The following is a 26,774-nucleotide window of genomic DNA, read 5'->3' as shown; positions in this document are numbered from 1 at the left end:
GAGTGGCGTTTTAACTACAGTGATCCAAAACGTCAATTACACCAGCTAAAACAATGGGTTAAACAGGAACTGAACTAGTTATCTAGGACAGCCCCAAAATAAAAGATAGAGGCATTCATGCAAATTTACCTTGTCGGCGGCGCGGTACGCGATCAACTGTTAGCACGTCCTATTAAAGACAAAGATTTTGTCGTCGTTGGTGCAACTGTTGCAGAAATGCTTGATGCAGGGTTCCAGCAAGTGGGTGCAGATTTCCCTGTATTTTTGCATCCTAATAGCCATGAAGAATACGCACTGGCACGCACTGAACGCAAAGAAGGCTTGGGGTATAAAGGCTTTAGCGTACATGCCAGTCCTGACGTCAGCTTAAAAGAGGATCTACAACGTCGAGACTTGACGATTAATGCCATGGCCATAGAAGTCACCAGCTTAACTGATGATACGCCAATCAACGGTGACGTCATTGACTATTATGGTGGCATGGCTGATATAGAAAGCAAAACCTTGCGTCATGTATCAGGTGCATTTAGCGAAGACCCTCTACGAGTGCTTCGAACCGCTCGCTTCTATAGCCGTTATTACGACCTAGGTTTTGTCATTGCTGATGAAACTTTGACGTTGATGCGCCAATTGGTCGACTCTGGAGAGCTTGCACATTTAAGTGCAGAGCGCATTTGGCAAGAATCTAGCCGTGCAACCATGCAGCTATCGCCGCAGGTATACTGGCAACAACTGTTTGAGATTGGTGCGCTCACAGAATATTTTGCCCCACTACATCAAGCTTGGGCTAATACTCAGATACGTGAAACGGTACAGACTGCGCTATATTTCGCAGGGCAAATGCAATTGAATCTATCACAGCGCTGGGCACTATTAATGAGTAGCCTTAATTCATTTTTATTTACCTCAGAACATACAAATGAAAACGTGAATAAAGCAGCCAATATAAAAGGTATCAATGATATAGGCAACGCCGCTAAGGTACCAAAGGCACACACTCAATTTTCGACTCTCTTCGCTCAGCAAGCCACAAAGCTAAGCACAATAAGCCATTTAAGCGCGGCTGAAAAAATTGACCTCATACAAATTTGCGGCGCTCATAAAGAGCCTGATAAGTTATCGCAGCTATTAGTGACCAGCCACGTGTTGCAATTGGCAACACAGCACCGTCAGATGATGATAGCATTGAATAGCTTTCATGCCATTAACATGCAGGATATTGACTCAGCACTAACAGGCCCTGCGATTGGTACGGCATTACGACAAGCCAGAATTGAGCACTTACAAGCACGAAACCAATGTTAAGAAAATTTAAAAAGATGCAGCAGCGCGCTATTATTGACTCAATTCCTATGCAGCGTATAGGTCGACCTGACGAGATTGCCCATCATGTGTTGTACCTCGTACAGGCCAATTATGTTACTGCTGAGATTATTACTGTTGATGGTGGTCGCAGCCTGACATTGGCTGATGGTCATATTTGATAGAAAAGTAGAGCATCATAAAAAATATCTTGATTACTACCTATCTTTTACTTGAAAAATTAAAAAATTCAGGTATCATTGTCCGTCTAGCGTTAGGGCCCATAGCTCAGTTGGTTAGAGCAGAGGACTCATAATCCTTTGGTCGTAGGTTCAAGTCCTACTGGGCCCACCAAATTCAAACCCTTATAAGCATTGGCTTGTAAGGGTTTTTTATTGCCTAGAATTTAATAGAAAACAATCATTGAGCTGTGCTGAAAAACAGGTAAAAGTAAACTTGCTAAACTAATAGATTGGGTAGCAGTAAAAAAGGTTGCCAACACTATATGTAATATAGCGTTAGCAACCTTTTTTCATTTAGTATTTTACTTAGATAACGTGCCTAATATTAGAATTTGTTATATCTAATTTCTAACATTAGAAAGAAGTACGGCGATAATTACGATATTCAGGTAACCAAAAATTCGCTTTTAATCGACGTTGTAAATTCTCCGCTGTGATAGGTAGCGCTAGCTTATCTTGAGCCGCTTGCAATGCCACTGCATACGCTATTTTTTCACTGATCTCTCTGATAACTTTAATCGGCGGTAGGATGGCACCAGGTGCTTTTTCGTATTCCATTGATACATCTGCAAGGGCTTGGCTTGCCGCCATGAGCATATTATCGCTGATCCCCGTCGCCCGTGCTGCTAAAACACCCAGACCAATCCCGGGGAAAATATAGCTGTTATTACACTGAGAAACCTCGAAAGGCTGACCTTCAAAAGTGGTATGAGGAAAAGGGCTACCTGTTGCAACAATTGCCTTACCCTTGCTCCAATTAGTCACTTCTTGCGGTGTCGCTTCCACACGAGACGTTGGGTTTGAAAGTGGTAATACAATAGGATGCTCAGTATTAACACACAAGGATTCGATCACCTCTTGGGTGAACAGACCTTTTTGCCCACTGACACCAAACAATACGGTTATTTTTGCTTGTTTAACCACTTGCGCTAAACCGAGTTTCTTACTTTTATCCCAGCTTGCAATAGCGGATTCTTTTTGTACTAACGGTTCTTGGAATTTTTGTAGCTCCGTCATGTTATCAGTAAGCAGGCCATAGCGGTCAACCATAAATACTTGGCTGCGAGCCTGCGCCTCCGTTAACCCTTCACGCTGCATTTGGCGAATAATATGCTCAGCAATACCGCAACCAGCAGACCCTGCGCCTAAAAATGCTATTTTTTGTTGGCTAAGCTTCTGACCCTTATTTAAGCACGCTGCAATCAAGGTACCGACTGAAACCGCAGCAGTACCCTGAATGTCATCATTGAAGCAGCATAATTGGTCACGATATTTATTCAATAATGGTGTCGCATTCTCTTGGGCAAAATCTTCAAATTGTAATAATGCCTCAGGCCAACGACGTTTAACGGCTTGAATAAATAAGTCGACAAACTCATTATACTCGTCACCAGAAATGCGTGGGTTTCTCCAGCCCATGTACATAGGATCGTCAAGTAGCTGTTGATTATTGGTACCAACATCCAACAAAATTGGTAGGCAATAAGCTGGGCTAATACCACCACAAGCGGTGTACAAAGCCAATTTACCAATGGGAATACCCATACCACCAATACCTTGATCCCCTAGACCTAATATACGTTCGCCGTCAGTGACAACGATTACCTTCACGTTTTGCTTGGTGGCATTTTGCAGCATGTCATCGATTTTATGGCGCTCAGGATATGAGATAAACAAACCCCGTTTACGGCGATAAATTTGCGAGAATTTTTCACATGCTTGACCTACAGTTGGCGTATAAATGAGCGGCATGACTTCCTCAATATGCTGCTCAATCAGATGGTGAAATAAGGTTTCATTGGTATCTTGGATGTTACGCAAGTAAATATGCTTATCCATATCATTAGTGAATGAGCGCAGTTGATGATAAGCGCGTAGTGATTGCTCTTCAATTGTCTCAATGTTATGAGGTAATAGCCCAGTTAAATTAAAGCTATCACGCTCTTCTGATGAAAAAGCACTGCCTTTATTTAGTAAAGGAGTCTCTAAAAGAGCGGGGCCTGCAACGGGAATATATAAAGGACGCTTGTTTGACATAATGTAATCTTCTTATTAAAGGCATATGAGTGAAAGCCATACTGAGTGAAAGCTATGCTAGTGCTGCATTATACATAGCATCTACTAGTATTTAACAATAGATAACAAAATCATTTTGAATGAACATGGCTCTAAAGGTGATGGCATGGATACATTGACCTAGAAATATAGATATACTTAGCTTTTACCTTAAATTTTTATAAAAAAGGGTTTTTTATTATTGGGTGTTTTCTATGAGATTTCATACAATCGAAGCCGCTACCTTTATTGATGTCACTATTGACGGCGGTATTGATAGAAATCTTTGTTAAGCAGATAAGTAATCTGCCAATATGACTTTTATTATCACTACGATATTTTTCAATTATTCAACGTATCACTATCAATACGACCATCAACCAAATTAATCGTTCGATCGCAAGATGCTGACAAGCGTGGATCATGGGTGACCAGCAATACCGCGCAATCACGTTCCTGATTGACTTTGCGGAACAGCTCAAACACTTCTCCAGCCGTCACGGTATCCAGATTACCTGTAGGTTCATCAGCCAATAGCAATGCCGGTTCGGTTATCAAGGCACGTGCAATGGCAACACGCTGTTGCTGACCACCTGATAGCTCGTTAGGTTTACTGTCAGCAAAGCGCTCTAACCCAACCGCTGCCAGTAGCTCGCGCGCTTTTTGGATAGTAAGCTTATTTGGACGACCCCTTGTCAATGTTAGCGGCATTAAGATATTGTCTAATGCACTAAACGCTTGAATCAGATGATGAAATTGAAAGACAAAGCCAATACTACTGCCACGCAAAGCGGTGCGACCAGCATCATTCATAGCGCTGGTTGCTTGACCCAATAGATATAGCTCACCGCTGGTTGGCTGATCTAGTAACCCTAGTACATTTAGCAAAGTACTTTTACCTGAACCAGAAGGACCAATCAGGGCAGCAAAGTCGTTATTGCTGATGGTTAAGTCAATACCGTGCAGCACCTCAATCTCATTAGGTTGACCGATATTATAAGACTTTTTTAGTGCCTCTAAACGCAGAACTTCGTGAGATTGACTGGACATAGGAGTTGACGTCTTATTAAAAGGATTGGCAGAAACATTGTTAAAGTCATTATTAAAAGTGTCGCTAGAATCATGATTAGACATAACGAATAGCCACCACTGGATCAAGTGCTGCTGCGCGCCGCGCTGGAATAGCGGCTGCTATAACACCAGTTAGCGTTGCTAACGACATAGTCACTAAGATCAGGTTTATCGATATGGGAATTGTAAATATGTCGGGCCCAAAAGTATTAAAAGACCAGACCAATATATAGCTGACACCACTACCGACAATAGAGCCTAACAAGCCAAATATAGCCCCTTGAATTAAGAATATTCGTAGGATTTGCTGACGAGTTGCACCCATGGCTCGTAAGATACCAATCTCGCGCGTACGCTGAACCACACTGACCGATAGCACACTGGCAATACCAAAAGCCACCGAGATCGCCACAAAAACAACAATCATATTGCTAGATAAACTTTGAGCGGTGAGACCACTCAGCAGTTGGGCATTGGTTTCAATCCAGCTTTCTGCTTGCAATGAGGTCAAACGACCCACTTGTGCAGCGATTTCCTCCGCCTCAAAGATATCTTCAACCGTCAAATCAATGACTGTGATACCGCCCGGTAGGTTGAGTAATGACTGCGCTTGTTTTAGGTCTAGATAAACGTAGCGCGCATCAAGCTCTCGTACGCCGAGCTCAAATATACCAGCGATATTGACTACAGCGCTGTTGCTACTAATGTTGCTACTAAGGTTGTTACTCAAATTATTACTGGGACTACTATCTTGACCCGTATCCAAACGTAATTTGCTGCCGACCTCTACACCCAAATCTTTAGCCAGTTCACTACCAATCAATACATTATCTGCGCCCACTCGCAGCTCACCACTGATTAAGTATTCATCAAGTGGAATAATATTCTGATAGCGCGCCAAGTCAGTACCTACTAGTATTACCGACTCTAATGCCTCACCACGCCGGACGAACCCAGGCCCAGACACGTTTGGCGATACGGCAGTTAACAAGGGCAGTTGATCTAGCGTATCAGTGATTTGCTGCCAATTATTAATAGAACGTAGCCGCTGTGGACGCTTGTCTTCTTGTATCAGTTGCAGCGTATCATCAGCATACGGCGCTATTAGGTTGACTTCATCTGGCGCTACTAAGCGAATATGTGCCTGACTGCCAAGGGTGCTTTCAATAAGGTTGGTCTGTAATCCTTGGATGAGTGCCGTAATAAATATAATAACGGCAACACCTATTGCCACTCCCAGAGTAATCATCAACGACTGTATGCGTCCCTCGCGTAAAAAACTGATGGCAATAGTGGCATCAATCCATAGTCTACCGAAAAAAGCCGTCAATTGACTGTCTCCGCTGCTTGGCTCTTATCCTTTACCGCCCTCATCTTATCAGCATTAGGAGCGGTAAAAGGTGCTGCTTGAAGCGCGGTTCTCACTCTTTTTCCATCAGCCAGTGAGACTGTCGCATCAACCAATATCTCATCACCTGCGCTCAGTCCTGAGAGCACCTCTGATGCTGACAGTCCGCGTAACCCTAATTTCACTGCTTGACGTTGTGTTTTACCATCACGCAATAATAATACTTCGGCGCTGTCTTCTTCAACATTGGCTAGTGCATCATTCGGAATGACTAAGGCTTTTGCGCGTTGATCCGTTTCGATATTCACTGATACTGTCATGTCTTGACGCAAAAAATCAGGTACAGGATCGACGGACAATCTCACCTCTACCGTACCGCGTTGCGGATCTATACTTGGTGCAATGAAACTAATACGTACGGGGAACGGTTTATCCGGATAGGCATCAGCAATAGCGACAGCTGGTTGCTGCAAAGCCAATCGAGATAAATTACGTTCATCAAGCGGTACTCTTATTTCAGTTTTACCATCGAGGGCAATAGTAAACAAGCTCTGACCTGGCTGTACCAAATCGCCTACCTCGACATTACGGGTCAGAATAGTGCCTGATACTTTGCTACGTACTTGCGCTTTGTTGAGCTGAGCCTGCAATGCTGCAATACGAGCACTTAATAAATCTTCTTCAACACCACCAGAGGAGAGTGCATTCGCTCTCAGGCGTGCATTTTCAAGGTTATTTCGTGCTTGGGCTTGGGCTTGAATCGCCTGCTCCATTTCCTCATCAGAGATGGCCGAGATAGTAGCTAATTCGCGCCTACGCTCGACATTACGGTCAGCTTGCGCCATCGCTACTTTGGCATTGGTCAAGTCCACCACTGCTTGTGGACGAGTGCTACTAATCAATTCCGTCAACTCGGCTTCTGCTTGACGCACTTGGGCTGCAACGTCATCGGAGCTTAGTACCAATAATAAATCTCCTGCAGCGACTTGTTCGCCTTCTGCTACCCGTCGCTCTAATACAACACCTGATATTTCGCTACCAATGTCAGTATTTGATACGGCAACGACCCGTCCAGTCGCTACGACCGTCTGCACCAAAGGCATGGCAGATATTCTATAGCTTGGTAATAGTGGTCCTTGCCACCAGCGAAGGGCAAAAAATCCCGCAACAATGATGAGCAGTAGTGCGCTAACAATCAGTTTATAAGGAATAGCGCGCAATGAGTTTCTCCCGTTCAGAACAAATACCTAGTGGTTTACAGTTTCTACTAAATCCGATCGTTATGCGAGTTTACTGCAACATTTTTTAGGTTTAAAATTATTTATTAACTGAAAATCATCCTGTTAGTATGGTTATATTAAAAATATTTGCTTCACTACAATAGTTAAGATGCAAAAAAACCCTTCATGCTATTATTTATATAGCATGAAGGGTTTTTTATTACCGAATAAATCAGTGCGATATCTACAGATTAAAAAGCCAAGTTGATCATCAAATGCCTATCGTAAAGTCAAAATAATAACTAAAGTGCTCAGAATCATACAAACACCAAGCCATCTTCAGTCTGATGCACCTTAATATCGACATCATAAACATCACTTAATTGTGAGCGTGTCATCACTTCACTAGGCGTTCCTTGTGCAACAATTTGTCCACCGTTTAATAGCACCACTTCATCAGTATAGCGATGCGCATGGGTCAAATCATGCAACACAACCAAGATACTTTTGCGCTGCTGTCGTACCAAATTATGCAAATAATGAAGTAAAAAACGCTGATGGCGAATATCGAGGTGATTGGTCGGTTCATCAAACATCATGATTTTAGTGTCTTGCATTAGCGCACGCACGATAGCCAAGCGCTGTTTTTCACCGCCTGATAAGGTTTGCACGCGGGCACTGACCAAACTTGATAACTCAAAATCCTGTAGTAAACGTTGCGCGCGCTCAACATGATTACTATTTGGGCGCTGATACCATGCAAGATTTGGCGAGACCCCTAGCAGCGCATAATCCAATACCGTTAACGGCAGCTCAAAACGCTCATGTTGTCCAACCCAAGCGATATGACCATCATTCATGACCTTGTTGATAGGCTGACCGTAAATCATAATGTGACCATCCGTTTTAAGCGCGGTTCCCGTGTGCTGACCCAAAACCGTATGCAACAACGTGCTTTTACCCGCGCCATTTGGTCCAATAAAGGCGACCAGCTTTTGGCTTGGCACGGTTAGTTTGTCTATCTTTAACAATGTTTTATGGCCATGCGAGATATGAATATCTTGCATCGACAACAGCTCGCCTTCATCACTACTCTTGATATCACTACTATTTATACGACTGTCTCGACTCGCTAATGATGTCTTTGATGTAGCCGTAAAATACGAATGAAACATAAATACTCTCTCCAATTAGCGGCGGCTACTACGCACAAACAGCCAAATAAAGAATGGACCGCCAAGCAACGCTAAAACGATGCCAACAGGCACATCCACTGGATAAGCAACATGCCGCGCCGCGCCATCAATGACGAGTAATAATATCGCCCCAAGCCAGCCAGACCAAATCATGAGACGCATACGTCCGCCGCCAAACAGAATAGCCAGCAGGTTTGGCACCATCATGCCAATAAAACCAATGACGCCTGCTAAAGACACCGCTGCCCCTGTTAATAATGCCGAGGCAATCACGACCAAACAACGAACCACACCCACTTTGATACCCAAGGACTTAGCGGCTGCCTCACCTAACATCAACCCGTCCAACTGGCGACCTAACGGCAATAAAATCGCTAAGCCTAAAACCATAGAAATAATTGAATATCGCAGTGGTACAAAGCCCGCTTCCGCCATACTGCCTGACAGCCAATTGGTCGCGGAGCGCAGCACCATGTCATCAGACATGAATAAAATCAGGCTGACCACCGCGGCACAAAAAGCACTGATGACAAATCCCAATATCAGCAAGCCCATCTGCCCACCGCCCAAAAACCGATGACAAGCGAGAATAAACAAGCACACCAATACGCTTCCGGTAAACGCCGCAAGCGGTATCCCAATGCCGCCAAACCCTAGCGCCAGAACTAAAACAACACCAAGCGCCGCGCCACCTGACGTACCGATTAAACTTGGATCCGCTAAAGGATTCTCAAATAAAGCCTGTAATGCTGCACCACTAACTGACAACGCCATACCAACCAGTAATGCCGTCACCACACGCGGATAACGCAGTTGCCAGATGGTATCATCAAGATGATTGGGACTTGACCATTCGCCAAAGCCAATACCAAGCGCCAACCAAATTAGTAGCACAGATATGACAGCGGTAGTAATATAGTAGAGGCTAAGTTTGTGTTTTCCAGTTTGTGTAGGAATAGAAGCAGAAATCGTATTTGCCATGTGAGATGTCATTTTGTTGAATATAAGATATTTTTGCTTAGGCTATTTTGCTACAGCGTTCAGCTTTTTTAAGACGTCAGGCGAATGCAAGCCGTAACGCAGAAAGTCATCGGCTGGCCAAAAGTGTACGCCGCCCTTCTTGCCTGCGGCACTTGCTGCAATCTCTGGACGTTTGCTAAATTTACTGACCCCGCCAACCACTGCCTGATTATGATCAGCAATAATAATCACATCGGGCTTGGCGGCCAGCCAGCCTTCACGGGACATAGGTTTTAGCCCTGATACGTTTGCAGCGTTAATCCCACCAGCTCGGCGAATCAACTCGTCGCCTACCGTGCCTTTACCTGCAACGATACGACCATCGTAACTTAATAAATAGCGCTTACCCGTCTTTGCCATTGGACTCATCCCTGTATTCCAACGCTTCGCAAGCTGCGACCCTTCAGCTTTTTTATCAACGTAACTGGCGATGGATTTAATACTATTAGCAAAGGTGCTTACCTCTTCTTTAGGCGCGACATTGACGGCTTTAACTTTTAAGCCGTTTAAGCGCTGATAAATACTGGCAGGCTGCACCATATAACTGCCGAGCACCAAATCTGGCTTGACCGCCAACACTGACTCGGCAGTGATATTACGATGCATACCCACGGCAGGTACATTCTTTAACGCTGGATTATGATTGGTTGCATCTTTACCAACCAACTTATTGGTCGCTCCTAGTGCCACCACGACGTCTGCAACATCGGGACTCATCGCGACAATACGCTCATAAGCTTGGGCAGAAAGTGAGGGCACGGCAAATGCGCCAATAATAGCCGCAGTGCTGATAGCACGACTCATCAATTTTTTATTTATCACTGAGTGAGTGATTACTGTTTTTGATAATTCAGAAGACATAAGCATTCCTAATTTGCTAACGTAAAAAATGACACTATTAACAGAACCATTAACGTGTATTAAGCATCCCAAATAACTCACACAACAGCTATGACTTATCCGTTATGTGAGTGTCAATATCGCAAAATTTGCTGATTTTTTATGACGGGTTTACACGCTCTCTGCTTCAGCCATTGCAACTGCTGCTAAGGATTCTGCATACGAATGCGCTTCGATGACCGTCGAGACAAGTTGCTGCCATGCTTCAAGCTCAGGTGTGCCTTCAATACGCTGACCAAACACGCTAAAGATACTGACGCCGTGACCATCAAAACCTTCGATACAAGTCACGATACCGTCTTTGGTTGGACGCTTAACGCTCCATACTTGCGCCAATGCTTTGTCTTTTAAATGCAGCGTAAAGTCATTATGGTCTTTGTCTAAAATATTAAACCAATCACCCATACGCTTGAGTGTCTGTACCGTTCCTGTCTGAATCTGTACGAGTCCGCTATTACCGACAAATATCATCATTGGACATTTGGCATCGCGCGCTTGCTCAAAAACCGCTTCGACAGCGCTAATCTCAAGCTGCTGCGTCATCTGTTCTGGTGCTTGACGGTAACTGCTAGCACGATCGATATCGAGGTTTTTTAGTAATGAATGAAACTGATGCACATCTGTCATTGCCTGCCAGCCTTGTTGTAGCTGCGCACTCTCCGCCTCGCCCAGCGCCTTATAAGACCATTCACTGACTGACTCTTGTGCCTCTAACGTCAGCGTCTCATTATTCACCGTTTGCTGCTGCTCCTGAATCATCGCTTGCCAGCGCGCAATAGTCTCAGCGCTTAACTCTCGTAGATACACTTTATCAATCGCGCCGCCTTGCGCGTTATAGAACTGAATACTATAAGAGGGTTTATCCGCGCGGCTGGTATCCGTTACCGCCAGCATATGCTGCCATTGCCACATAAAGAATCGCAAATCTAGACCACCCACATTGAGTGCTAATCCCATCTTTTCGCCAAGCTTAAGATTATGATATGGCGCGGTTTTTTCATGCACGGCCAGCTCGTTTCTGACAATACTTTCCATGTCACCAAAGTTCTCAAATTGCTTTAATACAGCTTTGCACTGATCACCCATATACTGGCTATAAGGAGATGCAAGCATGAGCTCAAACTCGCTGATGCCTAGCGCAGCCGCTCCTTCTGTGGGAAATAGCATCGGTGTTTTTGCTTTTAATGCTTGGTATTGTTGCCACAGCTCAGTATTTTTTTTGGTTAACGATAGCGGTTGACTCATGATGGTCTCCATAAAATGAATAGCAGTAAAAAAGCCAATGATCTTGGCTATGTAGTATTGAGATATGAATATCTTCAGAAAATAGCAGAGACGATGACTATGATTGATATTTGATAAAACCAATGCCTGCTGTACTACAATGCTTGCAATGATGCAGCAAGGATGTATTTATCAAGCAGGCTGTTAGCAATTATCGCTGCTAGTTCATCATTTATAATTTTGTCTCTAGGCTTCGGACGAAATCATTATGGCAACATTTTTTCACTTTGTAAATAATAATAATTATCATTTACATATTGATAATTATTATCGTTTGAAATACTATATCTGGGCTTTGTTACTTAATCTAGTGAATCAAGTAACCAAACCTTTAATAATTAATACTATGAAAAGGTCGCTTTAGATCACTCTTTTTGTAGCAAAAGGTCTTTAAGTAACACGACTTTCTTACTCTCTCTTTTTACGATGGCTGTTTTATTTATGTCAATTTTAGCGTTTAATTTATCGTTGACTCATACGGGACTAAACACCCATCCTTCACCGCTGCGTCGTAGCCCACTAGCCATAAGTGTGGCATTAGCATTGTTTGCATTCACGTCAGTTTCAGCCCAAGCAGCGCCAATTTTTGCAGAGACGAATGGTGATATGCCCGACGATGCAGCCATGCCGAGCACACGTTTAGACCCTATAGTGGTAACGGCGACTCGCTCTGAGCGCGCTTTAAGTGATGCGCCAGTTGCCCTGCAAGTACTCAGTCGCCAGCAGCTCGATGACAACCATGCGCATACTTTAAAAGAAGCGCTAGCCTTGTTGCCCAATGTTTACTTACGTGAAGTCCACGGCAAGACAGGTTACGAAGTCAGCATGCAAGGCTTCACAGGTGATCAAGTATTGGTGTTGATTGATGGTTTACCGATCACAGCCAGCACTGGCTCGACAGTAAACTTGAATCAATATATGAATATGGATATCGAACAAATAGAAGTGGTGCAAGGAGCGGCGTCAGCGCAGTTTGGTAGCGCGGCGATGGGTGGCGTCATTAATATCATCACCAAACCCATTGGCGCGGCAACAGGACATATCACCACCGAGATTGCCAGCAATGGGCAGCAAAATCCATCTGGTAGAAAGCTAGATGCCAATAAGCGCTATGTAGAAGCCAGCGTGGAAGGGGCTTTGGATAAAAACCAGCGCTTTCACGCGCGTCTATCAGGCTCGTATCTGGACAATGATGGTTTAAGCTTAGATCATGAAGCATGGCCCAGATTAAAAGATGCCAGCGAGCAATCACAAGTCAGTGCCCGATTTAGCTACCACCCGGACGGTAAAGGCATATCAGACAATGACGATAGTAACAACGATAGCCGAATGGTCAAAAACGCTCAATATTGGTTAGAGGCCAACCACTATAAAGAAGACGATGTTAGTCGTTTTAATTATTATGTGGCGCCGCGCTATTTGGCACAGCAACGAGATGAGCACATTACTAAGCAGCGCTTTAGTGTTGGTGCGCGCGCTGATATCACGCCGCATGTGGATAATCGCAGCAAAAGTTATCGGTTGTCCGCACAAGCCCTGCATGAAGAATATCAAAGCGAATCCAATACTAAAACACAGCAAACTATCACCAGCGCCCGTGATACAGACATCAGTACCACGCTGGCGCAAGCGCAGCTCGACCTACCTGAGCTATTACTATCCGATAAGCACATTCATCTTATTCAAGTTGGCGGTCAGGTTCAGCAAGACAAGTTAAGCCAAACGAAAAATCAATCCAGCGAGCTTATCAGCGATAACGTTAGCCGTGATGTCGGCGAGCTATATATACAAGATGATTGGCTGATTGGTGATAACTGGGAGGTGTTGAGCGGTATTCGCTATCAAAACGATGAAGACTTTGGTGGCCATATGGCGCCAAAGGTATCACTCAAATACAACCATTTGGATGCAAGCGGTCGCGACCATGTCTTTCGTAGCAGTATTGGCGGTGGTTATCGCGTGCCCAACCTAAAAGAACGCTACTACGTCTTTGACCATAGCAATTTGGGTTATAAAGTCATGGGTAATCCCGACTTGCAGCCTGAAACCTCAACCAGTTACCAAATCGGCTATCAAGGTCAGCTGAGCGATAGTGTCAATTTGACGGTTAATGGTTTTTATAACGAGATAGATGATCTGATTCAGACCGATGAAGACAATGCGAGCTTTGAAGGCAATATCGCCATTTATAAATATATGAACGTCGATAGTGCCAAAACCTATGGCGGCGATATTGGCCTTGACTGGCAAGTGGACGAGCGCGCCAAACTACAAGCCAGCTACGCTTACCTCAAGACGCATAACAATGTCACCGATACCGAGCTGACCTATAAGCCCAATCACAAAGCGATGCTGGCACTAGATTATCAAATCAATGACAAATTACAGCTGATCCCGCGCCTCAATTATGAATCCAAACAGCTGATTAGTACCAGCGAGCAAGCGTATTCACCCTCTTGGTGGACACTCGATAGCAAGCTCAATTATGACGCCACTGCAAACTTGAGCTTGTATGCAGCGATTAATAATATCTTTGATGTGCAGCGTGATGTCACCGATACCAGTGACTACCGTCCCATTGATAATCGCGAGTGGTTACTTGGCGCCAGCTACCATTGGTAAGCCTTTGATTCACAATCATTCTAAAGCAAGTGTATTTGTACCGCTATTTTTACCCTTATTTTGTACCCTCTATCTGAAACCACAACCTTCAAGGAAGCTGATATGACCCCCATTTCCCCAGCAATTCACACCAAGCCGACCAAATTGGCATTACTGTTTAGTGGCAGTATTTTAGCACTCAGCATGACTGGCTGCGGTGGTGGCGGTGATGGCACCAGTAGTGACAGTAACGGTAATGGCGGCACTACCCCGCCTGTGAGCAGTGCCAGCTTTAGCGAAACGGCTACTTGGCAAGTCACCAATCTAGCGCCTAATACTGCGACCTGTTATGACTTTGATACCAAAGTTGAAAGCTCGTGTGCTGAAGATAAATGGGATATCAAGTTTGATAACCAAGCGCGTTCGGTTAAGCTTTGGTCAAATAGCGGTGATTCTGGCGCAGGTTTGGGCGGCGTTTTTGGTTTGATCGATTGGTCAGATCTGAGCCGTTATAGCAATGCAACTCAAGACCCTGATACCAAACGTGATATTACCATGCACTACAATGAAGACCGTAGTGGCGGTATATTTGATGCACAGCCGTGGTTTGAATACAATTTAAAAGGCAACCATCAGCTATATCCGAACAATCGCGTCTATCTTGTCACCACAGATAATAGCAGCGCCATGACAGACAGCAGCGTCCAGCAGCCTATTTATGCCATGCAGATTACCAATTATTATAATGATACTGGTGCCTCTGGCCACCCTACTCTGCGCTGGATTGATACTGCGCTACCGAATAAGGTACAGACGAAAACCATCGATGCCTCAAACAATGATAATTGGGTCTATTTTGATTTAGCTACAGGAAAAAGTAGCAGCGATAAAAACAGCAGTTGGCAGATTGGCTTTAAGCGTAATGATGTGATTTTAAATGGTGGGGATTCGGGCAGTGGTAAAACTGGCGGTTATCTTGCCGCCACACCAGCCGGATATTATGATGCGCAAGGTAAACCGATTACCAGTCAATTTACCAGCGATGGTAGCGCGGCTACTTTAGCCGACCTTACCAACACCGCTGTATATGATAAACCGCTGAGTGCTAGAAGCTGGGTTATTGACAGTAAAGGCTCAGATCTCAATCCTGCTTATACCGGCAGTTTCCCGAACTTAGACTTTGGCTGGTATACCTACAATGGCATGACCCATCAACTAAATGCCAAAGCGGTTGACAGCGCTCAAGGCGCGCTCATTAGATCTGCTGAAGGCAATAGCTATGCACGCGTGCGTTTGGATAAAATCAACTATCCTGATAGCTCAGCCACGACTGCGACCTCATGGGAATTTAAAATAGACATTCAGCCTGCTCCTTAACACTCTACTGTTCGACTTTAGCTCGCCCAACTCATTTTTGTAAGCTATCAGACCTTACAAAAATAGGTTGGGCGATAACGTTTATACACAGTCTAAGAGTCACCACTGCCAATTATTACAAGAAAAATATTAGTCATTCGATAACACCTGTCCTTTTATGATTGTAAATAAATTAACCTATGGTATATTATCGTAATAAAAATATAGGTGATATTAATAATCATTAACATTTGCATGTTTTATGCTTATTAACTATTACATTTCCATCTTGCCCTTAATCAGCAGCCAATCAATCATTTATTAATTAAAAAATTTTACTGAACAATTATTTGAATTTTGGCTTGGACGACATTTTATGGCTCAACCACTTACTCAGTACGATTTCGATAAAACACCGCTCGACATGGCTGACAAAGCCCAGTTTATGAGTCATGTCAATGAAGAGCATCAAGATGAACTCGCGATGTTTATCAATGCCTTTACTAACACGGCAGTGAGTGAGCACGAGATCGCCTCGATAGCAGAGCTGTATACTGATGGGATATTAATGGATGTCACAACCGCCCATCATGACGACGATACCTTAACAAACAGCAGCAAGCTCAGCCGTCAATATTTTATTGATTTTACAGTTCCTATTAGTGACTCTATGACGCTACAGGAGCAATATATAACGCTATTGCAAACCTCTGCCAATAAGCTTGGCAAGCGCACGATCAAGCTTCAAGAACAGCGTTTTACGGTCATTAATGGCTATTATGCCAGCCCCAATATGTATCGACTGCTGGTAACCGCACCTGATAGTACGCCACTCTCTCATCCGGGCTACGCGTATTTGTTTGAGCTGGATGCGAACGTTCTATCTGCTACAAAACACCAGCCCAAAGATAGCGACAAACCTTTGCAGCGCTACTATACCTTGCGAAAAGCATGGCGAGATTCGAGCAGCTCGTCTGTCCAAGCGTGGATAGACGTTTATATTCATGGCGATACGGCAGGAGGCAGTTGGGCGCGCGCACTTAACTGTGGCAGTCAAATCAAAACAGTACGTGAATATCCAGAGAAAATAGAACATCTCAGCACTGGTCAGTGCTTACTCATCTGTGATGAAACCTCTTTGCCTACGGTGGCCAATCTATTGGAAAACTGGCAGAATCCATTGCCGCCCCTCGTCATTGCCATCACTAATGATCCAGACGATATCCGTTACTTACACACCCTCACACTCAGTAATCAACTACGCCATAATGCGCATTTTTTGCAAGATAATGTGTGCCAGCTGGTTAATACCCCAACAACTGATATTACTGAACAAATAATGGCATTATTAAATACACAATTTGCGCGACTGCCTGTCAATATTGACAAAGTATGGGGCGCGCTGGAAGCAGCGGATATCAAATCATTGCGACAGCAACTAAAGGCAAATCTTGGATTATCACGTCAGGATATGGTCATTAAAGTCTACTGGCGTGCGCAATAATCATTATGTTTTTTGTAAATGGTATTTTCTATAAACAGCAAGCATTTAATAAATAATAGGCATTTAGCCACTTACTAACCACTTGTGCTGACTTCTAAATTGAGCTAATAACAATCGTTGCTGCTGGTGTAGCGCGACTAATCAACGTAGTGTAATTAATCAACTTTAGACGACTTACTGTTTTTCCTAACAAAAACGTACACTTAACACGATAAAAATATATTGAGATTTAATCCAGTAATATATTGTAATGAAAATGATTATCATTATAATAAGCATTTAATCTATGTGCTGGAAATATTCATGCAACTGTCTCGCTTATACTCTGCTTTATTTCGCCCTACTCTATTGAATATGTCTCGCCATCCCTTGTCATTAAAATCACTGTGCTCATCTTGTCTGTCCACATCGGTAATACTACTGGGTGCAAGCCAAATCGCGTGGGCACAAGCAGATTTAAGTGCTGACGCTCAATCCGATACCCCAAGCGTGGTACTCGATGAGATTGTCGTGACCAGTAGTGCTGATGCATCAGCCGATGGGTTGCCAGATGCCTATGAAGGTGGTCAAGTAGCGACAGGAAGCCGTGTCGGAATCTTGGGCAATCAAGACATCATGGACACGCCGTTCTCCACTACCTCATATACCAATGAGTATATCGGCAATCAACAAGCCCAAAGTGTGGGCGACCTGCTCAAAAAAGACCCGACTGTTCGTGTCGCTAGAGGCTTTGGCAACTTTCAAGAAGCGTACTTTATGCGCGGCTTTGTCACAACCTCTGATGACACCATGTATAACGGTCTATACGGCATATTGCCAAGGCAGTATATCGCAACGGAATTGTTCGAGCGTGTCGAGGTTCAGCGCGGGGCATCTGCCATGCTCAATGGCGCAGCGCCCAGTGGTGGCAATGCCGGTGGTACGATTAACCTATTACCTAAGCGCGCCAGTAATGACCCACTACGTCAACTAACGCTTGGTTATGGTCAAGGTGATCAAGGCAAAGTTGCCGTAGACGTCAGTGATCGCTTTGGTACTGATGATGCGTTTGGCATTCGCTTTAATGCTGCTTATCAAGATGGCGACAGCGCGATTGATGATGAATCTTCAACACTGGGTCTGGCAGCGTTAGGACTAGATTATAGAGGCGATCAGTATCGATTATCAGCTGATTTGGGCTGGCAAGACAACAAACTCAAAGAGACCCGCCCTAGTGTCACACTTGCTGGTGTTTCTAGAGTACCAAAAGCACCAGACGGCTCAAAAAATTGGGCGCAGCCTTGGACGTATTCAGATGAAGAAGATGTATTCGGTACCATTCGAGGAGAATATGATTTTACTGATAATATTACCGCTTATGGTGCTTACGGTGTGCGAAGTGGTGAGGAAGAAAACTCACTGGCCAATCTAACCGTCAACAATGTTGATGGTGCAGGTACGTTTTATCGCTTTGATAACTCTAGAAAAGATTTGGTACAAAGTGCTGAGCTCGGTCTGCGTGGTAAATGGCAAACAGGTGAAGTGGCTCATAATTGGGTACTAGCAGCGGATCTCTATGACCAAGAAGAAAAGGGGGCTTTCGCCTATGATTTTGGTAATCAACCCGCAACCAATTTATATCGCCCTATTGACTACGCTGAGGTACCTTTTACAAGCACAGCAATCTTCGGTGGTAACTTAGATGATCCAAAATTGACCAACGAGAAGCAATTCCAAAGCTTTGCGCTAGCCGATACCATATCATTGTTCGATGACAAACTAAAAACTACTTTAGGCGTGCGTCATCAGAGTTTAAAAACCACCAGCTATGATCCTAACACTCAGGCTAAAACGGCTGATTACGATAAAAGCGAGTGGACACCAAGCGTTGGAATTGTCTATCAACCAAGCATGGACTGGTCTGTTTATGGTAACTATATCGAAAGCCTAGCGCCAGGCGCAAGGGCACCTCTGACTAATAATGGTGGTGCTGTCACCAATGGCGGTCAAAATTTAGACCCTTATGTGAGTGAGCAAACTGAGGTTGGTGTTAAGTATGACAATGGTCTGATTGGCAGTAGTTTGGCGATATTCCGCACTGATGAGCCGCGTGCTTATATCAATGACTCAAACACGTTTACCGCTGCTGGAGAAAATCGACATCAAGGGGTGGAATTGACTGTATTTGGTAGCCCGAACGAAAACATGCGCTTCAATGCTGGTGTTACTTACTTAAAGGCTGAGCAAAAAGACACGGGCGATGTGACGTTCGACGGCAACCGAGTCATCGGACTGCCCACGCTACAAAGCAACGTCAATCTAGAATATGATATTGCGGCAGTTGAAGGAATGACGGTGACCGGTGATATCATTCACACAGGCGCACGTTATGCCGATGCCGCCAACAGCTTAAAAGTTGATGGTTATACCACATTAGATCTAGGTGCTCGCTACAAAACCATGTTCGCTGGACAAGACGTGACGCTAAAAGGAGTAGTTACTAATATTACTGGTGAAGACTATTGGCAATCAGTGGGTGGTTATGCGGGTGCTGGTTATTTAAATGCCGGTGAGCCTACTGCCCTAAAAGTATCAGCGACTTTCGACTTTTAAGACATGCAGATTAAACCACGTTTATAAGACTTAGATAAAAGGGATTAGGCACAACCTACTCCCTTTTATGCCATCAAAAATACGCAAAAAACCATTCTATTATTGAGCCATTATGTCCTCTCACGCCACTGTTTCTTTATATCAAATGATTTGGGCACACTATCGCCTGCCCTTTCTTAAAGTTATTTTCCTTAATTTGGTGAATGCGGCGGTCAGTGTGGGCATCATTGCCTATATCAATCACACCTTTATCAGTCAGCCTGTTTTTAATACCTTATCGTGGGCAAGTTTGGGTCAATTTTCAGCTTTGGTGGTGCTGCTGTTAGTCACGACCTTCGCATCACAATATGCACTGACTCGTTTAGGGCATCAGTTCGTCTACGAGCTTAGAACCAAGCTGGTCAAACAAATCATCGACACCAAAGTTCCGCAAATAGACCATTTGGGTAGCGCACGGTTGCTCGCCAGCTTATCCTCAGATATTCAATCAATTACCGTCGCCTTTGTGCGTATGCCAGAGCTGGTGCAAGGTGTTATTTTATCGGTTGGTGTCGCCCTTTATTTAGGCTGGTTGTCGCTGCCATTATTATTGATTGTCATGTTTTGGATTGCGATGACGATTTGGATAAGCACCATTTTAGTGAAGCATGTCTATACTCATTTAAGAGAGCTCAGAGAGATCAATGATCTTTTATATGAGGACTATCAATCCATTATAGATGGTCGCAAAGAGCTGGCGCTTAATCAACACCGCGCTGAAAAACTCTATAAAAATAATTTCTTACATCATGCCAAGTCTTATCAAAATCGAGTGATTAAATCGGATACCTATCATTTATCCGCCGTGAATTGGTCGAATATTATGATGTTCGCAGCCATTGGTGTGGTGTTTGCCGTGTCAAATTATCTTGCTATTCCAATGGGTATTGCCACCACTTTTTCTTTAACCATTCTATTCATGCAATCACCCATCCTCCATGCCGTTGGTGCGTATCCGACCTTACAAACGGCACAAGTGGCGCTGGATAAAATACAATCGTTGGAATTGGCGGAGTACCAACCAACCTTTACGACAGATATTGTGGTCAACAACTGGCAGTCCATATCCTTCAATGATATTGGCTATCTTTATGCAAGTAACGATACCACTGCAAATGAGCTAGCGGTCAAAGAAAATGAGCATGCTAGCGATATCCTAAAATCAGTTAATCTCACCTTAAAACGTGGCGATGTGGTGTTTTTAATCGGGGCGAATGGTAGCGGTAAATCTACGCTTGCCAAGATTATTACAGGCATTTTTACCCCTAGCATAGGTGCTGTAAAAATAGATAGCCAGCTCGTTAACTCAAAAAACAACGCCGATTATCGACAGCTTTTTTCTGCCATTTTTAGCGATCAGCATCTTTTTAAACAGCTGATTGGTAGAGAGGGACAGCAACCCGATGAAGCGCTCGTAAATACATGGCTGCATAAATTGAATCTACAAGATAAAGTCAGCGTAACTGATAACCAATTATCGACAGACAAGCTCTCACAAGGACAACGCAAGCGCTTGGCCATGCTCATTGCCGTGGCTGAACAAAAAAACATACTGCTACTCGATGAATGGGCGGCTGACCAAGATCCTGCCTTTCGCCGAGTGTTTTACCAAACACTGATACCTGAACTCAAAGCCTTGGGTAAAACGCTGTTTATCATCAGTCATGATGATGGTTACTTTGAGCATGCAGATCGATTATTATTGATGAAAGAAGGCAGACTTATTGAGTTAAATGCTGAAGAGCGGCAACGTGCTAGTGCCGATGCCATTGCTATGTTGGAGTGAATACTGGCTTAGTAAAAAGTGAATGGCGAACAATAAAAAATCGGGGCATCTTTTAGAAAGTTGCCCCGATTTTATTTAGATAAGAATGACTTTTTGAATGGCTCTTTTATTTTATTTAATTTTAAAATAATAGTTTCTGTAAAAACCCAACCCGTGAAATGACTAAGAAATCTAGTAATCCGATAGCAATAATCGCGATGATGGCGGTCGGGAATATGATTGCCACTGCTAACAAAGGAATGGCAAACGGCCACCATATAGAAAAACTGAGACCACGCGCTGGTGGATTCAGTCCAACCTTTTCACTGGCATGACGTGGACGGCGTTGCCACCACATGATGTAACCGCTCACACAAATAGCAATAACCGATAAGCAAAATAGGACATTGACCAATACGCTCCACCATCCAAGCGTCCCCATATGAATAGCAATGCCTGCCGCCATAAATTTACCAAAAGCATTGTAATCATCAAAGCGGATATCTGCCAAAATATTGCCCGAATAACGATCGATATGTACCGTACGATCAGCCATTGGATTTTTCATATCATAGCTCATTGAGTCTTGGCTAATCGTCCAGACACCCGTATTACCCTGTGGCAGATTTAATTGGTAACGTCCGACAATACCAATCTCACGAGCAAATCGATCTACGGTATCGATCATAATCGGTATATTGGACGCGATACCATCCTTGCCAGCGACCGTGCCAGATGCTGGCATTGGTGTCAACTCAAGCACCCAAGGCACATCTTTGGTACTACCCGTATTTAGTGCATCACCATGCGTGGGTGCTGTGACTGGTGTTGCTCCATGAACGTGCGGCGTGGCTTCAGCGTTATTCATATCCATACCAACATGATGTTGACTGTGATCAATAGAAAGCGGCATTGGCGCAACGCCCCATTTGCCCGCAGGAAACTGACTCCAAGCCTGTACCATACGCTCGCCCCAGATGCCTGCCCATGCCATTCCTGAAATACAGAAAAACAGTAGCAACACAGATATCCAACTGCCCAATGTCGCATGAATGGTACGTATGAATGAGCGTTTTTTCTTATTATTTACAGCATCATTGGGTATAAGCATGGCTTTGAGTGATTTGCGTTTTTGCCACCACAGATACCAACCCGTTAGAATCATTAAAATCGTCAATGAGGCAGTGGTTTCTTGGATATAATCACCGACTTTGCCCAATAGTAAATCAGCATGAATATCATTAAAGGTATAGTACAGACCACTATTAGTCGGCGTGCTTTTAACGATATCAGCCGTATAAGGATTCACCGCCACCATATTCTCATGACTGGCTGACTTAACTTGAAACAAGGCAACGGTGTCCGTATCACGAGGCGCGATATATTTCACCAGCGTGCTGTTAGGTAAAGTGTTCAACGCGTTTTTAGCTTGCGTAGAAATAGGTGCCGTCACCACTGAATCTGGGGTGGTAATGGTGAGGCGATCATCATCACGACCTGCTATGTTAGACATCAACAGCATGCCAAGTGCGCTGCAAGCTAGGATAATTAGGAAAGGTGCTATAAACATTCCCGCATAAAAATGCCAACGCCATACCGTAAAATAGCGTTGAGTATTGGTTGATTGACTTGTGTGTTTGCTCATAAAGATGACCTTTAACAATCTTTGGTTGCTCAATGAACGACCTAGACCTATCAATAATAGTAATGAATCCTGTCTGCCGGTTGATCTAAAAGTTGATTCCAAATAGACGGCTGCATCATACGAGGAAACCGATTTAAACACCATCGTTTATAGCCAAAAATTATCGTCATATTAGGGCGTTTCTTCAATTTTCATGTTTGCATCATAGTCATCTTAATGGCTAAAAATGAGGCTACTTCACTCGACATCTTACTAAGAACGCTTTGTTTGTAAATTTTTAATGATAATGATAATCATTAATGTTATAATTCCTTTTCTCTCGCTTTCGGTATTTGATAACTTACAAGGAAATATGATGCGTTTTATCTCAACGTCTACATCCATTCGTCAAAAACGTTTAACTCTCGCCGTGCAACTGGGATTGGCAATGGGTTTGAGCCATGCAGCTTATGCTGAGACAATGCCGAATAACATCGAAAACAGTGTTGAGAACGATGTTGATAATGATGTTAATAATAATGAGACCGTGACACCATCGACCACCTTGGATACCATTACTGTCTATGCCGACAACTACCGCAGTACGGGCACCAAAACAGCGTTAGATCCTAATGATGCACCCATGAGCTATACGAGAATCGATCAAGCACTATTGCAAAAACGTCAAGCAGACAGCGTCAATGCAGCGTTACGTTATGAGCCAGGGGTGAGTACTGAGAGTCGCGGTACGGTGTCCATCTTTGATGAATACAATATTCGCGGTTTTAAAACTTACTCCAATTTTTACGATGGATTAAGACTGCCCTACGATGGGGCTTGGAATCTGATGCCGCAAGTCGATATCTACGCAACAGAAGCAGTCGAAGTGGTCAAAGGGCCAGCATCCTCACTCTATGGCTATGCATCTCCAGGTGGCATGGTCAATCAAGTCGCCAAAACCCCAAAAAGCACTCAAGCATCTGAGGTACAGTTGCGAGTGGGTAATCAAAACCTAAAAGAAGTGGCGGTCGATACGACAGAACCTATCTCAGACACGCTCAATTATCGACTTGTGGCGTTAAAACGACAAAAAGACGGGCAGATGCAGACCACAGAAGAAGAGCGCACACTGATCAATCCGTCACTGGAATGGCAACCGACAAAAGATGTGTCCGTTCTTGCCAATCTGTTTTATCAAGATGATCCAGAAATGGTGCCCTCCACCCCACTGCCTGCCGTTGGCACTGTCTACAATGCCAGCTATAGCAAATTGGGCAGTGACGCCTATGCCGGCGATGAGTGGAATCACTTCAGCAAAGAAGTATTTATGCCAAGTGTTACCATAAACTGGGATATCAATGATACGCTCACCTTTAAACATATCACGCGCTATACCGACGCCGACGCGCAGCAGCGTAATATGTACAACAGCGGGTTTGTAAGCGGTAGTGATAAGATACTAAATCGCGTGGCCTACACCACCGATGAGAGCATGAGCAACTGGACCACGGACAACCAGCTTGCTTATAAACTTAATACTGCTAATACTTCACATAACCTACTGTTTGGCGTTGAGTATCAAAAGACAGACAGTAGCGCCACTTATTATGATGCTGGCGCAGATGGCACGCCAAATCTTGACTTATCCAATCCAGATTTTTCGCAAATCAATGCCGATACCTTGCCTTTAGAGGCTTATCGTCAAAATGAAGACATTGAACAAAGCCAACTTGGTTTTTATGTACAAGATGAAATGAAATGGCAAGATTTGATAGTAGTAGCAGGCTTACGTCATGATAACTTTGATAGTATCACTAAGCAGACAAAGGCTTCTGAAGGTGCCATCTATAGTGATCAAACCATTGACAATGATGCCTCAAAAACCAGTGGTCGTCTCGCAGCTATCTATGACTTTGATAATGGTCTATCTCCTTATGCAAGCTACTCGCAGTCGTTTCAGCCAGTGGTCGGTAGTAACTTTATTACCAATGCGCCATTTAAGCCAACGACTGCCGATCAGCTAGAGGCTGGTGTCAAATATCTCTCTGCCAATCGCGCCACACAAGGAACATTAGCAGTATTTGATATCACTCAAAAAAACGTCGTGGTGGCTGACGAAATTAACTATAGAAGTCAAACACAAACGGGTGAAATCACCTCCAAAGGCTTTGAAGTCTCAGGCAGCCACATGCTCAACGACTGGGTAGATGTCGCGGCAAGCTACAGCTATACCGATGCTGAAATTACAGAAGATGAATTCAACCCTGATGTGGTTGGCAATACCCCTGCGCAAACGGCTAAGCACAAGGCAACATTGTGGACAGATTATTATGCTTCAGACAAGCTCAGTCTCAATGCTGGCGTACGCTATGAAGGCGGTATGCAACTTGACAAACAGAACTCAGACGAATTACCAAGCGTGACTTTGGTAGATATTGGCGGTAATTATCAAATCAATCCGATGCTCACTGTCGGCGCGAGTATCAACAATCTCTTTGATAAGACCTATGTCGGCGCTTGTTATGATATTAACAATTGCTGGATGGGACCTGAGCGCCAAATGTCCGTCAGCCTAAAAGCCAATTTTTAGGCAATGTAGAACTTACCATTACTAGAGAATATCAATCTTATAGAGTGGTCTCATCTCAAATGATGACCTAAACTATCAAATAGTTAAATGAAGGAAAGTATTAATATGGCAAAACCTACCCCAAGAATGCTAGATGTAATTGGCAGTAAATACCTCACGCCACATATGTGCCGTGTCACGCTTGGCGGTGCTGGACTGACTGATTTTCCGGCAGATCAAGAAAGCGCGTACATTAAGCTGATATTCCCTCAAGGCGATGAGGCTCGACCATTGATGCGCACCTATACCGTCAGCGTTCAACGTGATGACGAAATAGATGTCGATTTTGCGTTGCATGAGACAGAAGGCCCTGCTTCAGCATGGGCACGTAACGCCCAAGTGGGCGAGCAAATATTGGTAGGCGGCCCTGGACCGAAGAAGCTGATTAACAATGAGGCTGATTGGTTTTTATTGATCGGTGATATGACAGCGCTGCCGGCGATTACCGTCAATCTTGCCCAGCTACCTGCTGACGCACGCGGCTATGCAGTCCTTGAGATTACCAATGAAGCAGATAAGCAACTACTCAAGAAGCCAGACAACCTTGACATTCATTGGGTGATAAACACGCATCCAAATGCAGAAACTAGCCCATTACTTGATCGCGTTAAAACGCTTACGTGGCTAGCAGGACAACCTGCTGTTTGGGCAGCTTGCGAGTTCCATAGTATGCGCGCCCTACGCCATTACTTTAAGGTAGATCGCCCAATACCAAAAACGCATTTGTACATATCTAGCTATTGGAAAGTCGATAGTACAGAAGACCAGCATAAAATTGTCAAACGAGAGGATGCCCAAAGTATAGAATGATAAGCAATGACGTTTTGTATTTTTGAACTATTTTGAAAGCGGTTTAAATAATGATTGATAAATTTTGCGTTACTAATCATTACCCCACTGCTTATATATTTTTGTTGGCTAAATAAAAGTAGGGGCTGTCCTAGATAACTAGTTCAGTTCCTGTTTAACCCATTGTTTTAGCTGGTGTAATTGACGTTTTGGATCACTGTAGTTAAAACGCCACTC

At 44.0% G+C, this 26,774-nt stretch carries 18 protein-coding genes, 1 tRNA gene and 2 pseudogenes; 11 read left to right on the top strand and 10 right to left on the bottom strand.

From position 1 onward, the window contains the following. From C8D84_RS13420 to C8D84_RS13405, 4 genes and pseudogenes are all read left to right on the top strand, one after another. Positions 1–78, top strand: a pseudogene (locus C8D84_RS13420) (IS1595 family transposase); the annotation flags it as partial. A 39-nt stretch (positions 79–117) separates the two neighbouring features. Continuing rightward, the gene (locus C8D84_RS13415) at positions 118–1,305 is read left to right on the top strand and encodes a tRNA nucleotidyltransferase (RefSeq protein WP_109592748.1); all 1,188 of its coding nucleotides are present in this window, start codon (positions 118–120) and stop codon (positions 1,303–1,305) included. Then, a complete protein-coding gene (locus tag C8D84_RS13410) occupies positions 1,299–1,484 on the top strand; it encodes an SDR family oxidoreductase (RefSeq protein WP_109592746.1) in 186 nt (61 codons plus the stop codon). The genes C8D84_RS13415 and C8D84_RS13410 overlap by 7 nt, the downstream gene beginning before the upstream one ends. 95 nt (positions 1,485–1,579) lie before the next feature. Then, positions 1,580–1,656: transfer RNA gene (locus C8D84_RS13405), tRNA-Ile, on the top strand. Between the two features lie 242 nt (positions 1,657–1,898). Here C8D84_RS13405 and C8D84_RS13400 read toward each other — a convergent pair. The 8 genes from C8D84_RS13400 to C8D84_RS13365 form a co-directional block, all read right to left on the bottom strand. Next, positions 1,899–3,581: an NAD-dependent malic enzyme gene (locus C8D84_RS13400; protein WP_087814174.1), complete on the bottom strand. Its 1,683-nt coding sequence runs from the start codon at positions 3,579–3,581 to the stop codon at positions 1,899–1,901. A 360-nt stretch (positions 3,582–3,941) separates the two neighbouring features. Next, positions 3,942–4,649 (bottom strand): ABC transporter ATP-binding protein, encoded by a 708-nt coding sequence (locus C8D84_RS13395; protein WP_109592754.1) that lies wholly within the window; start codon positions 4,647–4,649, stop codon positions 3,942–3,944. Between the two features lie 76 nt (positions 4,650–4,725). Then, the gene (locus tag C8D84_RS13390; RefSeq protein ID WP_227676068.1) at positions 4,726–6,000 is read right to left on the bottom strand and encodes an ABC transporter permease; all 1,275 of its coding nucleotides are present in this window, start codon (positions 5,998–6,000) and stop codon (positions 4,726–4,728) included. Beyond that, positions 5,997–7,238, bottom strand: coding sequence for an efflux RND transporter periplasmic adaptor subunit (locus C8D84_RS13385; RefSeq protein ID WP_109592744.1), 1,242 nt, complete (start codon positions 7,236–7,238; stop codon positions 5,997–5,999). The genes C8D84_RS13390 and C8D84_RS13385 overlap by 4 nt, the downstream gene beginning before the upstream one ends. A gap of 317 nt (positions 7,239–7,555) precedes the next feature. Then, positions 7,556–8,413, bottom strand: a complete 858-nt coding sequence (locus C8D84_RS13380) for an ABC transporter ATP-binding protein (protein WP_087814176.1) — start codon at positions 8,411–8,413, stop codon at positions 7,556–7,558. 15 nt (positions 8,414–8,428) lie between these two features. Beyond that, a complete protein-coding gene (locus C8D84_RS13375) occupies positions 8,429–9,415 on the bottom strand; it encodes a FecCD family ABC transporter permease (protein ID WP_109592742.1) in 987 nt (328 codons plus the stop codon). A gap of 42 nt (positions 9,416–9,457) precedes the next feature. Then, a complete protein-coding gene (locus C8D84_RS13370) occupies positions 9,458–10,315 on the bottom strand; it encodes a heme/hemin ABC transporter substrate-binding protein (protein ID WP_228244557.1) in 858 nt (285 codons plus the stop codon). A gap of 150 nt (positions 10,316–10,465) precedes the next feature. Continuing rightward, entirely contained in the window at positions 10,466–11,599 is a 1,134-nt protein-coding gene (locus C8D84_RS13365; RefSeq protein WP_087814178.1) for a ChuX/HutX family heme-like substrate-binding protein, read from the bottom strand. Positions 11,600–12,079: 480 nt separating this feature from the next. Between C8D84_RS13365 and C8D84_RS13360 the strand changes: the two genes are divergently transcribed. From C8D84_RS13360 to C8D84_RS13340, 5 genes are all read left to right on the top strand, one after another. Beyond that, entirely contained in the window at positions 12,080–14,260 is a 2,181-nt protein-coding gene (locus C8D84_RS13360) for a TonB-dependent receptor plug domain-containing protein (RefSeq protein ID WP_087814179.1), read from the top strand. A 102-nt stretch (positions 14,261–14,362) separates the two neighbouring features. Further along, complete coding sequence (locus C8D84_RS13355) at positions 14,363–15,616, top strand: HmuY family protein (protein ID WP_109592740.1); 1,254 nt, start codon at positions 14,363–14,365, stop codon at positions 15,614–15,616. Positions 15,617–15,971: 355 nt separating this feature from the next. Next, positions 15,972–17,099: a siderophore-interacting protein gene (locus tag C8D84_RS13350; protein WP_087814181.1), complete on the top strand. Its 1,128-nt coding sequence runs from the start codon at positions 15,972–15,974 to the stop codon at positions 17,097–17,099. 303 nt (positions 17,100–17,402) lie between these two features. Then, on the top strand, positions 17,403–19,691 hold the full coding sequence (locus C8D84_RS13345; protein ID WP_087814182.1) for a TonB-dependent receptor: 2,289 nt from the start codon (positions 17,403–17,405) through the stop codon (positions 19,689–19,691). 112 nt (positions 19,692–19,803) lie between these two features. Next, entirely contained in the window at positions 19,804–21,516 is a 1,713-nt protein-coding gene (locus tag C8D84_RS13340; protein ID WP_087814183.1) for a multidrug ABC transporter permease/ATP-binding protein, read from the top strand. A gap of 121 nt (positions 21,517–21,637) precedes the next feature. Here the strand turns inward: C8D84_RS13340 and C8D84_RS13335 are convergent, their stop codons facing one another. Next, a complete protein-coding gene (locus C8D84_RS13335; RefSeq protein ID WP_087814184.1) occupies positions 21,638–23,140 on the bottom strand; it encodes a PepSY-associated TM helix domain-containing protein in 1,503 nt (500 codons plus the stop codon). 352 nt (positions 23,141–23,492) lie between these two features. Between C8D84_RS13335 and C8D84_RS13330 the strand changes: the two genes are divergently transcribed. Together C8D84_RS13330 and C8D84_RS13325 are read left to right on the top strand one after the other, a co-directional pair. Beyond that, positions 23,493–25,709 (top strand): TonB-dependent siderophore receptor, encoded by a 2,217-nt coding sequence (locus tag C8D84_RS13330; protein ID WP_228244556.1) that lies wholly within the window; start codon positions 23,493–23,495, stop codon positions 25,707–25,709. 105 nt (positions 25,710–25,814) lie between these two features. Further along, positions 25,815–26,558, top strand: a complete 744-nt coding sequence (locus C8D84_RS13325; RefSeq protein ID WP_087814186.1) for a siderophore-interacting protein — start codon at positions 25,815–25,817, stop codon at positions 26,556–26,558. A gap of 138 nt (positions 26,559–26,696) precedes the next feature. On the opposite strand, the pseudogene C8D84_RS13320 reads toward C8D84_RS13325, so the two are convergent. Further along, a pseudogene (locus C8D84_RS13320) lies at positions 26,697–26,774 on the bottom strand (IS1595 family transposase); the annotation flags it as partial.

This window comes from Psychrobacter immobilis (assembly GCF_003148585.1).
Lineage (GTDB): Bacteria > Pseudomonadota > Gammaproteobacteria > Pseudomonadales > Moraxellaceae > Psychrobacter > Psychrobacter immobilis.
This window is presented reverse-complemented; position numbering and strand designations above follow the sequence as displayed.

Excerpts from the sequence above, each read along its gene's own strand:
- C8D84_RS13415 (WP_109592748.1), top strand. The coding sequence starts at position 118 with ATGCAAATTTACCTTGTCGGCGGCGCGGTACGCGATCAACTGTTAGCA.
- C8D84_RS13410 (WP_109592746.1), top strand. The coding sequence starts at position 1,299 with ATGTTAAGAAAATTTAAAAAGATGCAGCAGCGCGCTATTATTGACTCA.
- C8D84_RS13400 (WP_087814174.1), bottom strand. The coding sequence starts at position 3,581 with ATGTCAAACAAGCGTCCTTTATATATTCCCGTTGCAGGCCCCGCTCTT.
- C8D84_RS13395 (WP_109592754.1), bottom strand. The coding sequence starts at position 4,649 with ATGTCCAGTCAATCTCACGAAGTTCTGCGTTTAGAGGCACTAAAAAAG.
- C8D84_RS13380 (WP_087814176.1), bottom strand. The coding sequence starts at position 8,413 with ATGTTTCATTCGTATTTTACGGCTACATCAAAGACATCATTAGCGAGT.
- C8D84_RS13375 (WP_109592742.1), bottom strand. The coding sequence starts at position 9,415 with ATGGCAAATACGATTTCTGCTTCTATTCCTACACAAACTGGAAAACAC.
- C8D84_RS13370 (WP_228244557.1), bottom strand. The coding sequence starts at position 10,315 with ATGTCTTCTGAATTATCAAAAACAGTAATCACTCACTCAGTGATAAAT.
- C8D84_RS13365 (WP_087814178.1), bottom strand. The coding sequence starts at position 11,599 with ATGAGTCAACCGCTATCGTTAACCAAAAAAAATACTGAGCTGTGGCAA.
- C8D84_RS13360 (WP_087814179.1), top strand. The coding sequence starts at position 12,080 with ATGTCAATTTTAGCGTTTAATTTATCGTTGACTCATACGGGACTAAAC.
- C8D84_RS13355 (WP_109592740.1), top strand. The coding sequence starts at position 14,363 with ATGACCCCCATTTCCCCAGCAATTCACACCAAGCCGACCAAATTGGCA.
- C8D84_RS13350 (WP_087814181.1), top strand. The coding sequence starts at position 15,972 with ATGGCTCAACCACTTACTCAGTACGATTTCGATAAAACACCGCTCGAC.
- C8D84_RS13345 (WP_087814182.1), top strand. The coding sequence starts at position 17,403 with ATGCAACTGTCTCGCTTATACTCTGCTTTATTTCGCCCTACTCTATTG.
- C8D84_RS13340 (WP_087814183.1), top strand. The coding sequence starts at position 19,804 with ATGTCCTCTCACGCCACTGTTTCTTTATATCAAATGATTTGGGCACAC.
- C8D84_RS13335 (WP_087814184.1), bottom strand. The coding sequence starts at position 23,140 with ATGAGCAAACACACAAGTCAATCAACCAATACTCAACGCTATTTTACG.
- C8D84_RS13330 (WP_228244556.1), top strand. The coding sequence starts at position 23,493 with ATGATGCGTTTTATCTCAACGTCTACATCCATTCGTCAAAAACGTTTA.
- C8D84_RS13325 (WP_087814186.1), top strand. The coding sequence starts at position 25,815 with ATGGCAAAACCTACCCCAAGAATGCTAGATGTAATTGGCAGTAAATAC.